Raw genomic sequence first — 10,583 nt, 5'->3', positions numbered from 1 at the left:
TGTTGTTCAAGCACCCCGAGGGAGGCCCACCGCTCTCCCTCATACAAGTTGACGATTTAAGAGGAAAAACCCATCAGGGAAGGTGGCCGTACTCACCTGCACCCGCAGCACGCAGAAGCCGCTCTCGGGACTGTGGTAGGTGACGCGCTCGACGGCGCCGCTGAGCGGCTCGGTAGGGGCGCGCGATGCACGCGGCGCGGTGGGACTCATCGTCGGATTTTCGACCCCTCGAAAGCGATCCAGGGCCGGGATCGTCAACGACCGGAGAGGCGCGAGTCGCGGGTGAACATCACTGCCGTTGCAGTCCGGCGGCCACATCCCTGAAGGACGCCAGTGCCGCTTCCAGGTGCTCGATGATCTCCTGTTGAAGCACCTCCGGCGGCGGCAGATCATCAAGGTTCTCCAGGCTGTCGTCTTTCAACCAGAAGATGTCCAGGCTGGCCTTGTCGCGCGCCATCAGCTCATGGTAGCTGTAATACTTGAAGCGCTCCGTTTCGCTGCGCTCGTGCCGGTTGTCCGGGTTGTAGCAGACGATGAAATCGCGCAGATCGTCAGGCTTCAAGGTTCGCGTCTTCAGCGTGAAGTGCTTGTTGGTGCGCAGGTCGTAGAACCAGACCCCTTTGGTGTGAATTCGGCCGTCCTTGGGCGCGGCATCGAAGAACACCACGTTCGCCTTCACGCCCTGTGCGTAAAAGATGCCGGTCGGAAGACGCAGGACGGTGTGAAGGTCGCAGTTTTCCAGCAGCTTGCGGCGGATCTTCTCGCCGGCGCCGCCTTCGAACAGGACGTTGTCCGGCAGTACCACCGCTGCCTTGCCGTCCACCTTCAGCATGCTGACGATGTGCTGCAGGAAGTTGAGCTGCTTGTTCGACGTGGTTTCCCAGAAATCCTGCCGCTCGTAGGTCAGGGCTTCTCTGTCTTCCTCGCCCTCTTCGTTGGTGATGGTCATGCTGCTCTTCTTGCCGAAGGGCGGATTCGCCAGCACGTAGTCCACCTTCCGCTTCGGCTCCGAGATCAGCGCATCCGATCGCTCGACGGAAGGCTCGCCGTCCAGCTCGCCGATGTTGTGCAGGAAGAGGTTCATCAGGCAGAGGCGGCGCGTGCCGGGCACGATCTCGTTGCCGTGGAAGGTCTTGTCGCGCAGAAACTCCTTCTGGCGCCGGTCCAGCCCCGTTCGCCCTGAGCCTGTCGAAGGGGGCCGTGTCAGCCAGTTGTAGGCGCCCAGGAAGAAACCGCCGGTGCCGCAGGCCGGGTCTGCAATGGTCTTCATCGGCTCGGGGCGCACGCAGGCCACCATCGCTTCGATCAGGGCGCGCGGCGTGAAATACTGCCCCGCGCCGCTCTTGGTGTCCTCCGCGTTCTTCTGCAGCAGTCCTTCGTACAGATCGCCCTTGGTGTCGGCATCCAGGCTGATCCAGCTCTCGGCATCGATCAGCTGCACCAGCCGCGAGAGCTTGACCGGATCCTGGATCTTGTTCTGCGCCTTGAAGAAGATGGCGCCGAGCATCCCCTGTTCCTGACCCAGCCTGTGCAGGGTGACGAGGTAATGCGCCTCCAGCGGCTCGCCCACCTTGGACGTGAGACTGGCCCAGTCGTAACCCTTGGGGATGCGCGTGTCGCGGTTGTACGGCTCCTGCGCATATTCGTGCGCCAGCTTCAGGAACAGCAGGTAGGTGAGCTGCTCCAGATAGTCGCCGTAGCCGATGCCGTCGTCGCGCAGGGTGTGGCAGAAGTTCCAGAGTTTCTGGACCAGGGAGGATGCGTTCATTCGTGGGCTTTGTTGTCCAACCGCGCACGCGCGGCCAGCATGGCGCTGTGAATTTTTTGTGCGAAGACTTCGCGCGGCGGCAGCACGGCCAGGTACTCGGCCACGTGGATGCCGGATTTATCCAGCTCCAGCAGCTCGATCTGTTCCTGCTTCTTGCCGGTGCACAGGATGATGCCCAGCGGCGGTCCGTCACCCGGCTCCTGGTCGTGCCGGGCCAGCCAGCGCAGGTAAAGCTCCATCTGCCCTTTGTACTCGGCCTTGAAATCGCCCAGCTTCAGCTCGACGGCCACCAAGCGGCGCAGCTTGCGGTTGTAGAACAGCAGGTCGATGTAGAAGTCGTCGCCGTCGAGCTGGATGCGCCGCTGCCGTGCCACGAAACTGAAGCCCGCGCCCAGCTCCAGCAGAAAGATCTCCAGCTCGCGCAGGATGGCATCTTCCAGGTCCTTTTCGAGGTAGCGGTCGTTCAGGCCCAGGAAGTCCAGCACATAGGGGTCTTTGAGCAGCATGGGCGGCGTGAGCTCGTTTTTGGCGCGCAAAGCGGCCAGCTCCATGCGGATCAACTCCTCGGGCTGCCGGGACAAGGCGGTGCGCTCGAAGAGCATGGAGTTGATGCGTTCGCTCAAGGTGCGCACGCTCCAGCCCTCGATGCGGCACATCTCGGCGTAGAACTCGCGCTGCAGCGGGCGTTTGAGCGGCAACAGCTCGCGAAAGTGCGACCAGCTCAATTGTCGCCACAGCGTGGCGACAATCTGCTCGTCGGGAAACGCCTCGGCGAACTGCACCATTCGGTGCAGATTCTTGCGCTCGAACCCGCGCCCGTGCTCGGCAACCAATTGTCGCGACAGTGTGGCGACAATTTCTTCCCCGTACCCGGCACGCCCGCCGGCCAGCACGCCTTCGCGGATACGCCGCCCGATACGCCAGTACAGCATGGTGAGGCTGACATTGACCGCCACGGCGGCCGTGTGGCGCGCCTCGACGATCATCTGCTGGATGTCGGTCAGCAGAGCGGTGTCGACGGTGGTGTCGGCGTCGGCCAACTCAGTGGAGGGCGCGGTTTCGGCCTTCCTGGCCCCTTGCTTCCTGGCGGGTACGGCGGCAGGCTTGCGGCTCATGCGGGCTCCTTGACTGCGCGCCGCTTGGCCACCTTGCGCGTCTTCGCCTGCATCTCGCGTTCCGACCGTTCGGCGCGGATGCGCTCCAGCAGCACGCTGGCCGGTTCGTCGTTGGGATCTTGCGGCACCAGTTGGCCGGAGAAGGCGGCGCGGAGGATGTTCTTGCGTTGGGCGGTGGATTGCTGGAAGCACGTTGTCAGGCTCCTCTCCATTGCTTTAATAGCTGAAAGACGAAGGTCCGCCGCTGCAACGATTTCGATCTGCTCGGCTAGCGGAGGCAATGGAAATCGCACAACCTCGAACTTTTCCAGGGTCAAGTGGGCAATGTTCGTGGTGATCGAAGCTACGGCGCGGAACACTCCGTTATATACGTGGGTTCTGAATACCAATTGAGCGAACTCAGGCAGCACAACACCCGGCAGGGAGCGGAAGCGATGGAGAGTCTTCTGGAAACAAAGCGGCTGGTGATGTCGACGGAAAATGGCACTCTGCCCGACGAGTTCCGGGCTTTGTCCTTCGCTCACGAGAATGTCGCCTGCCAGCAGGCGATATTTATCGAAATGGATTTCATCGAAATCCATGCTCTCGACATTCGAGAAGTCGATGCGATCATCCTTGATGTTTGCAACGCGCAAGTAGTGCCGGGGCCAACGCCCGGTCAAGTACTGCGGCGCGCGCTGACGACCCAGAAGCACCTCGCCGACGAGTTGCGTCGTCGCCCAACACCAACCGCTGGGAAGATCAGGCAGTTCGCCGGTGTCGGGCACAAGCGGTTCGCGATACTTGGTCTGCCAGTCCTTGGGCGGGGTCTTGCCTTGTTCCTTGAATTTGGCAAGCTGCTTCGCTTCCCAGCGGGCGCGGCGCTCGGTGAGGATGCGTTGCAGCAGTTGAGCGCCGGTTTCAGGCGGCGTGTTGTGCTTGCGCCAGTCGGCGGTGAGCGCACCGTCCACGGCGGCTTTCAGCAAGGACTGGCGGTATTGTCCCAGCTTTTTTTGCGCGGCTTTGAGCTCGGCCACGCCGGCATCGAGGTCGGAGAGCAGTTCGTCGAGTTTCTCGACGATTCGGAGTTGCTGATTCGGTGACTGAAGGATGAATCTGAATGAAGCAATATCTCTTGGTCTAACTGCAGGATAGAGAGCGCCCTGCACAACCTGGCACATTGCATCGACAAAACCGTCTGTCTGCACGAGAAAGAAAAGAAACTCCGGCTTCATCCATTTTGATCGCAAGACATGAAAGCCCGTTGAGCCAATTGCGCCATCAAAACTATCTTTAACCAACGCAACCGCATTCAAGTTCGGTCGTGTCATCGAGACAAGAACGTCGCCAGACTTCAATACTTGCTTTGCACGGCTTGGGGTCGCATCAACTTGTAGCGTCTTGGCACCTTGGATCGTCTTGTTTTCGCGATCAATACTGCTGATATCCACGTAGACGAAATCATTCGAGGGTCCGCTTTGCTCAACGGGTTCGGACGCAGCTTCACCGAGTGATATCAGTGGATCGGCATTCATATCACTCACGCCACCAACTCCTCATTCATCGGCATTCGTGCCCATTTCACGCCCTTCGACAGGCTCAGGGCGAACGGTGGTGATGATTCGATCGTGGTGAGCCCTTCGGTTTGGCTCAGGGGAGCCCTGTCATTCCACAGGCTCAGACCCTTCTACAAGCCTGTCCCGAGCTGAGTCGAAGGGTTCAGAACGAACGGCGGTAGTAGGAATAACCACGGCCTGCAAATCCGTTCGTGCTGAGCTTGTCGAAGCATGAACGGATTTGCCGCGCGCCAACCTGGAAACCTCCGCCCAATCGCCGCGCATCATGGCCTCCTTCTTCTTGCGGCTCCAGCCCTTTATTTTCTGCTCGGCTGACAATGCCTCCTCGCGAGTGACGCATTCCTGGCACCAAGCCAGGACGACCGGCCGCCGCGACGCGGTGTAGCCATCACATTCGCCGGTCTGATGTTGACCAATCCGACGCTCCAGATCGTCCGTGTGGCCGGTGTAGTAGGAGCCATCCGCGCAACGGAGGATGTAGACCCAGAATGGTTTCACGGCTCAGTCTTCCTTATTCGTGGGTGGCGTGGAATTTCCTTCGACCAGCCGGTCCTGAGCACATCCTCGGAGCCCAATTTTCCGTTCATCCTTCGACAAGCTCAGGACGAACGGAAAATTGATAAAGTGTCTTTTTCGGAATTCGCCTAGAGAAAGTTCAGGTTGCAAATGCGCCCACGCGGCGTCCTCCTCATCGGATAACCAATCCCTGGACAGGCTGGTTTCGCTGAGCGCCAGACCGCTTATGGCTTCATCATTCAACATTACGCCACCAACTCCTCATTCATCTCATCCATCAGCCCATCCAGCTCGTTGCCGAACAACCCCCACGCTTTCTGCAAGCCGCCCTTGTCCGCCAGCTCGGCATAGTCGAAGTCATCACGACCGATGCTGCACGAGCTGGCGATGTGGTCCTTCATCAGGCGCAGCCATTCCGTCTGCTCGGGGCTGAACGCCGTTCCGCGCTGGGCATTGTGGCGGAAGATCCATTCCTGGAAGCGCTTGTCCACCTGCTCGCTGAAGGGCTTGAGCTCGGTGTCCAGGCCCAAGGCGAAGCGCACCAGCGAGACCAGGTCGGTAAGCTGGCGGCGGCTGGTCAAGCCTTTCACCTGGCCGGCCTGGACACGTGCATAGGCACTCCAGAGACGCTCGGTGGTCAGCATCAGCGGTGGTTTGCTCAGATGCTCGTGCAACTCCTCGATCATGTCGAAGGTAAGCTGCCGGCGCCGGTAGGGCTGCTGGTAGAAAAAGTCCAGGGCCGCGATCTCGTCTTTGTGGGCGGCGATGTAGTCGGCAAAGCGTTGAATAAGCCCAGTGGCCAGGGTTTCCGCCTGTTCGCTGAAGCCCGAGAAGGTCACCTGATCGAGGTTGATATGATCGATGATCTGCTCGCGTTCGCGGCGGGCGTTTTCGATCTCGTCACGCAGATCGGGTTTGTCGAAGGGCGCGCAGGCGGCGGCCACGCGCTCGGCGCGGGCGGTCTCGATCTCCGCGGGCGACAGGGTGTCTTCGCTGCGGGTGATGCCTTTGGCCCGGACGGTGGCCAGCGCGGCGGCGACGACGGCATCCGGATCGAGCGCGGCGATCAGCCCCTTGCCCAGATCGGCGACCGCGATGCCGCCTGAGGTCTTTTCGATTCGCGCCCGGGCCTTGTCGTCCAGTTGCTTCGCCAATCGCACCAGTCGGTTCGCAAGCGAAAGCAGGGTATCGTCGTCGCGGTGCCCCAAGGCGACGCCTTGCAGCAGGTCTTTCAACGCCAGGCCGGGTTTCTTCTCGAGCGGCCGGCTTTCGGTCTTGAGCGATTTCTCGACGCCCACGGCGTCGATGAGCACGAAGCGGCTCTTGGCGCCGTCGGCGGAGTTGCTTGACGCGCTTGAGGCTGTCGCCATCAAGCGAGCGCACGCCGCGGCCCTTCATCTGCTCGTAATAGCCACGGCTTCGCACGTCGCGCATGAAGAGCAGCACTTCCAGCGGCTTCACATCGGTGCCGGTGGCGATCATGTCGACCGTCACGGCGATGCGGGGGTTGTAGTCGTTGCGGAAGCTGGACAGGATGCTGTCGGCGTCTTCCTCGGCGCGGTAGGTGACCTTCTTGCAGAAGGCGTTACCTTGGCCGTAGACCTCCCGCAGGATGTTGATGATGTCGTCCGCGTGGCTGTCGGTCTTGGCGAAGACGAGCGTCTTGGGTGTCTCTTTGCGCGCCGGGAAGATCTGCGTTTCCACGGCCGTCTTCATGGCCTGGATCACCTTGCGGATCTGGCTGACGTTGACCACGGAGCGGTCCAGCTCCTTGGCGGTATAGGCGGTGTCGTCTTCCGTTTCGGCCCAGCGCTTCTTGCGGGTCTGACGGTCGCGATGGTCCACCCACTGGCGGGCCTTGAGCTCGGCGCCCGTCCGGGTGATCTCGGTGATGATCTCGTACACGTCGTAGCCGACGTTGACACCGTCGGCGACCGACTGCTCGTAGGTGTACTCGGCGACGATGTTTTCGTTGAAGAAACCGAAGGTGCGCTTGTCCGGCGTGGCGGTCAGGCCGATCAGGCCGGCATCGAAATAGTCGAGCACCTGCTTCCATAGGTTGTAGATGCTGCGGTGACACTCGTCGATGACGATGAAGTCGAAGGTTTCCACCGGCACGGCGGGGTTGTAGCGGACGAGCTTTTCCTGCTTGGCCGTCTGCTGCACCTCGTTGAGCGAGACATCCTCGGCCGATTCATCCATGGGCTCGCCGGACAGGATCGAGTACATGCGCTGGATGGTGCTGATGCACACCTGCGAATGCGGATCGATGCTGGACGAGGCCAAGCGCTGCACGTTGTACAGCTCCGTGAACTTGCGCGGGTCATCGGGCGGCGTGTAGGCCATGAGCTCCTGGTGGGCCTGTTTGCCGAGGTTGCGGGTGTCGACCAGGAACAGAATGCGCTTGGCTCCGCCGAACTTGAGCAGCCGGTAGACCGAGGTGATGGCGGTGAAGGTCTTGCCCGCGCCGGTCGCCATGTGCACCAGGGCACGCGGCTTGTTCAGCGCCAGCGACTGTTCCAGCCCTGTGACGGCGCCGATCTGGCAATCGCGCAGGTCCTGCGGGGGGAGCACCGGCATCTGCTCGGCCAGCCGACGACGCAGGGTTTCCGGCCGGGCCAGCCAGGCGGCCAGGGTTTCGGGTCTGAAGAAGTGGAAGATCTCGCGGGAGCGCGGAGCCGGGTCGGCGATGTCCGTGAAGCGGATGATCTGTCCGGTGGCCTCGAACCGGAAGCGCAGCGGCGTGTCGTCGGTGCGCCATTTGAGATGGGCGGTGCCGTAGCGCTCGGTCTGGACTTCGGTGACGGTAAGGTTCTCACCGGCGCTGTCCTCCTTGGCCTCGATCACGCCCACGCCATGGCGGTTCACAAACAGCACGTAGTCGGCTGGACCCGAGTCGGTGGGGTACTCGCGCACGGCCACACCCACGGCCACCGACAGGTCGAGCTGTTTCATGTCCTGGATGACCCAGCCGGCCTGTTCGAGCTTTCGGTCGATGTGTTGGCGCGCCTTGGCTTCCGGGGTCATAGGCATTGGGTCGAAAGTGCCTGCCGATTCGTCGGGTCCGGCTCGGCGTCATCTGCACGCGCCTTCGACCGGCGATTGCCGAGCCGGTGGTTGGCGAGCGAATCAGCATGTGCTCGCTGAGGTTGGATTGCCAGTCTACCCCGGATCACGCGCCCGGGCCGTTTGAGGGTTGGCCGCCCGAGTGTCTGTCGGTCGGCTACCTGAGGACCTGATTCCCCCTCGCTCACGGGGACGGGCACCTGAATCATTAGAGTCTGAGTTGTCGAGTCGTCCCGCCTCGGGGACATTGGCTCATGGGCAAACCATCCCATCACGACCTCCAGGCGTTCTGCAGCGGGCGCGTTCATCCCGGCGAGGGGTCGGGCGGCGGGGGCACCGGCACATACGACGCTGCCGCTTCGCGATCCCGTTCAGCACCGCGACCCCGGCATCGAGCGACGCCAGCGCGATGACCCGCCGGCCGCCGCGGCGCGAGTGCAGCGCACCCCAGCAGGCGATCAGGCTCCAGTCACCGAACAAGTCCTGTCCAGGGACGCCCCGGTAATCGCGAGCCTTTTCGGTATTGATCCACCGCTGCCCCTGTTACGAGACCACAGGCATCCGAAGAGGTGCCACCATTGATCATGACGTGCACCGAGGATATCACCCACGGTCATATCCGCGCACACGACGCTGTCTCAAAGTGCCTCCCGACACGGACGCTGTCTTCGGTTACTCTCTTGCAACGTCTATCCCGGACCTTCCAAGAACCGGTATCCGTCTGCGCCCTCGATTCAATGGCGGTACTCGGGAATACGATGCACTCCTCGGCTGTGCTGAATCGTGATGGGGATGGGCGACGGCACCATGAATGTCCTCAACCGCTCCGCGTTGGGCATCGGCGACTGCATCGCCCGGGGCCTGCGTGGTGCCTGCCGCGAAATGCCCGATGTCGTCTCCCTGCTCACGCCGCACCTTTCTCTCCGGTCTGCTGGCGACTGGCCTAGGCGTCGCCGGTGCCGGAGCGTCTCCCGTGCGCGCTTCAAGGCAGCCGTTGCGGTTCGGTTTGACACCCTGGGTCGGGGTGAGCGGCTCGCCCTGGACGGTGTGCAGGATGCGCCGGCGGAGAAGGGTCTGAAGGCACGGGCGCAAGCGAGCGAGCGCGCGGCAATCCAGACCGCGCTGGCCGAGCAGGACTTCAGCATGACCGCAACCGCGGCCCGGCTCGGCATCAGCCGCAAGACACTTTGGCAGAAGATGAAGCGCTACGGGGTCACCCGGCCGGAGTGAAGAGCTGGTAGGCGATACCCCGGCGCAGAGGCGTCCGCCGCGAGATGTGCACCTGCCCATCGGTACGCCCGAGGAGCGCGAGAGAGCCGAGAGCGATGCCCTTTGTCGACGTAAGGGATTCAGCGTGGTCCAGCCAACGCAGTTGCCGGGGGCTTCAGCCCCCCATTTTGCGTGGCCAAGGCGGGATCCGCCAATCCAGACTCAGCGCCAAGAGGCGCAACCCTGTCGTGGTGCCGGCACCCGCCAGCAAGGTCAGCCAGGGCTCGGCACCGAGGGCGTCGACGCCGATGAAGACCCAGCAGCCGACGAAGGCACAGAGCGCGTAGGGGCGGTGATCCTGGAACACGACCGGGATCTCGTTACAGAGTACATCGCGAAGCACCCCGCCGAAGACGCCGGTCACGACCCCCATCATCACCACGACGATGAGCGGCATCTGGGCCGCCATCGCCAGCGCGGCGCCCGAGACGGCGAACAGCCCGAGCCCGAGGGCATCCGTGACGTTCATGACCCGATCCGCCCAGCGATGCCGCATCAAGCCGAGCAAAGGCGAGCCGATCAAGGTCAGCGCCAAGACCAGCCAGACATACTCCTGATGCTGCACCCAGAAGAGCGGGCGGCGGTCGAGCAGGACGTCACGCAGCGTCCCGCCCCCGAACGCCGTGACGAAGGCGACCGTGAAGACCCCGACGATATCCATGCGCCGACGCGCGGCCTCGATCAAACCGGATACGGCGAAGGCGATGATGGCGCCGATTTCGATGATGGTCAGCATGAGCCTCTTCTGCTGTTCGGCGAGTCTAGGGTCCAAACGCGAGTGGGCACAATTGCGTCGGGATTCCTTCTTTAGGCGGTTTCCGGGAAAGGATCTACCGGCGTGTAGGGGCGAATTCATTCGCCCCTACAACAGTCAGGTCGTCCGTGCATCCGCAGTCGGGATGCCTATTCACTGAAATCGCCTTAAGGTCCGACGCCTCCTTAATCCAGTGTGCTATGGTCACAATACACCGTTTGTATCGGTTGGGAGTTGTGGGCATGGCCACGATCACCTTCGATACATTGAAATTTGTCGAGAAGCTAAAGTCGGTAGGGATTCCCGAAGATCAGGCGAAGGTCATCTCCGAAGCGCTCCGCGATGCGTCCGGAGAAGCAGAGCTGATCACAAAGAAAGACCTGCAGATCGAGCTTGCGCCCATCCGGTCGGACATCAGCCTCATCAAGTGGATGATGGGCATCCTGCTCGGTGGTGTGATGGCCCTCTTGCTCAAGTCATTCTTCCCCGCATAGCCAACACCGACCCCTATTCGGCGATGTAGCGCTGCATGGCATCGC

The 10,583-nt window shown here is 62.0% G+C and carries 10 protein-coding genes and 1 pseudogene; 2 read left to right on the top strand and 9 right to left on the bottom strand.

Annotated features, from left to right (window positions below):
- Nucleotides 1–93 precede the first annotated feature (93 nt).
- The 8 genes and pseudogenes from BLV04_RS24975 to BLV04_RS15415 all read right to left on the bottom strand — a co-directional run.
- Nucleotides 94–210: pseudogene (locus tag BLV04_RS24975) on the bottom strand (YrrC family ATP-dependent DNA helicase); the annotation flags it as partial.
- 79 nt (nt 211–289) lie between these two features.
- Nucleotides 290–1,768 carry a class I SAM-dependent DNA methyltransferase gene (locus BLV04_RS15440; protein WP_093033980.1) on the bottom strand — a complete coding sequence of 493 codons (1,479 nt, stop codon included), beginning with the start codon at nt 1,766–1,768 and terminating at the stop codon, nt 290–292.
- A complete protein-coding gene (locus tag BLV04_RS15435; RefSeq protein WP_093033978.1) occupies nt 1,765–2,883 on the bottom strand; it encodes a PDDEXK nuclease domain-containing protein in 1,119 nt (372 codons plus the stop codon). Before BLV04_RS15435 ends, BLV04_RS15440 begins: the two co-directional genes overlap by 4 nt.
- Nucleotides 2,880–4,397, bottom strand: a complete 1,518-nt coding sequence (locus tag BLV04_RS15430) for a restriction endonuclease subunit S (protein ID WP_245731916.1) — start codon at nt 4,395–4,397, stop codon at nt 2,880–2,882. Before BLV04_RS15430 ends, BLV04_RS15435 begins: the two co-directional genes overlap by 4 nt.
- A 129-nt stretch (nt 4,398–4,526) precedes the next feature.
- Nucleotides 4,527–4,937 (bottom strand): GIY-YIG nuclease family protein, encoded by a 411-nt coding sequence (locus BLV04_RS15425; protein ID WP_093033972.1) that lies wholly within the window; start codon nt 4,935–4,937, stop codon nt 4,527–4,529.
- Nucleotides 4,938–4,940: 3 nt separating this feature from the next.
- On the bottom strand, nt 4,941–5,201 hold the full coding sequence (locus tag BLV04_RS15420) for a hypothetical protein (RefSeq protein ID WP_093033969.1): 261 nt from the start codon (nt 5,199–5,201) through the stop codon (nt 4,941–4,943).
- Nucleotides 5,201–5,899: a type I restriction-modification enzyme R subunit C-terminal domain-containing protein gene (locus BLV04_RS25700; protein ID WP_245731912.1), complete on the bottom strand. Its 699-nt coding sequence runs from the start codon at nt 5,897–5,899 to the stop codon at nt 5,201–5,203. Before BLV04_RS25700 ends, BLV04_RS15420 begins: the two co-directional genes overlap by 1 nt.
- Nucleotides 5,856–7,982 (bottom strand): type I restriction endonuclease subunit R, encoded by a 2,127-nt coding sequence (locus BLV04_RS15415; protein WP_245731911.1) that lies wholly within the window; start codon nt 7,980–7,982, stop codon nt 5,856–5,858. The genes BLV04_RS25700 and BLV04_RS15415 overlap by 44 nt, the downstream gene beginning before the upstream one ends.
- A gap of 846 nt (nt 7,983–8,828) precedes the next feature.
- Here BLV04_RS15415 and BLV04_RS15405 point away from each other — a divergent pair.
- A complete protein-coding gene (locus tag BLV04_RS15405) occupies nt 8,829–9,251 on the top strand; it encodes a helix-turn-helix domain-containing protein (protein WP_175534652.1) in 423 nt (140 codons plus the stop codon).
- A gap of 154 nt (nt 9,252–9,405) precedes the next feature.
- Here BLV04_RS15405 and BLV04_RS15400 read toward each other — a convergent pair whose 3' ends face one another.
- Nucleotides 9,406–10,026 carry a trimeric intracellular cation channel family protein gene (locus BLV04_RS15400; RefSeq protein ID WP_093033962.1) on the bottom strand — a complete coding sequence of 207 codons (621 nt, stop codon included), beginning with the start codon at nt 10,024–10,026 and terminating at the stop codon, nt 9,406–9,408.
- 260 nt (nt 10,027–10,286) lie between these two features.
- Between BLV04_RS15400 and BLV04_RS15395 the strand changes: the two genes are divergently transcribed.
- Nucleotides 10,287–10,538, top strand: a complete 252-nt coding sequence (locus BLV04_RS15395) for a CCDC90 family protein (RefSeq protein ID WP_093033959.1) — start codon at nt 10,287–10,289, stop codon at nt 10,536–10,538.
- The last annotated feature ends 45 nt before the right edge of the window (nt 10,539–10,583 follow it).

The sequence above is a fragment of the Thiocapsa roseopersicina genome, from assembly GCF_900106925.1.
GTDB lineage: Bacteria > Pseudomonadota > Gammaproteobacteria > Chromatiales > Chromatiaceae > Thiocapsa > Thiocapsa roseopersicina.
The sequence above is the reverse complement of the archived record's forward strand: the minus strand, read 5'-3'. Positions and strand labels throughout refer to the sequence as shown.

Excerpts from the sequence above, each read along its gene's own strand:
- BLV04_RS15405 (WP_175534652.1), top strand. The coding sequence starts at position 8,829 with ATGAATGTCCTCAACCGCTCCGCGTTGGGCATCGGCGACTGCATCGCC.
- BLV04_RS15400 (WP_093033962.1), bottom strand. The coding sequence starts at position 10,026 with ATGCTGACCATCATCGAAATCGGCGCCATCATCGCCTTCGCCGTATCC.
- BLV04_RS15415 (WP_245731911.1), bottom strand. The coding sequence starts at position 7,982 with ATGACCCCGGAAGCCAAGGCGCGCCAACACATCGACCGAAAGCTCGAA.
- BLV04_RS15420 (WP_093033969.1), bottom strand. The coding sequence starts at position 5,201 with ATGTTGAATGATGAAGCCATAAGCGGTCTGGCGCTCAGCGAAACCAGC.
- BLV04_RS15395 (WP_093033959.1), top strand. The coding sequence starts at position 10,287 with ATGGCCACGATCACCTTCGATACATTGAAATTTGTCGAGAAGCTAAAG.
- BLV04_RS15430 (WP_245731916.1), bottom strand. The coding sequence starts at position 4,397 with ATGAATGCCGATCCACTGATATCACTCGGTGAAGCTGCGTCCGAACCC.
- BLV04_RS15435 (WP_093033978.1), bottom strand. The coding sequence starts at position 2,883 with ATGAGCCGCAAGCCTGCCGCCGTACCCGCCAGGAAGCAAGGGGCCAGG.
- BLV04_RS15440 (WP_093033980.1), bottom strand. The coding sequence starts at position 1,768 with ATGAACGCATCCTCCCTGGTCCAGAAACTCTGGAACTTCTGCCACACC.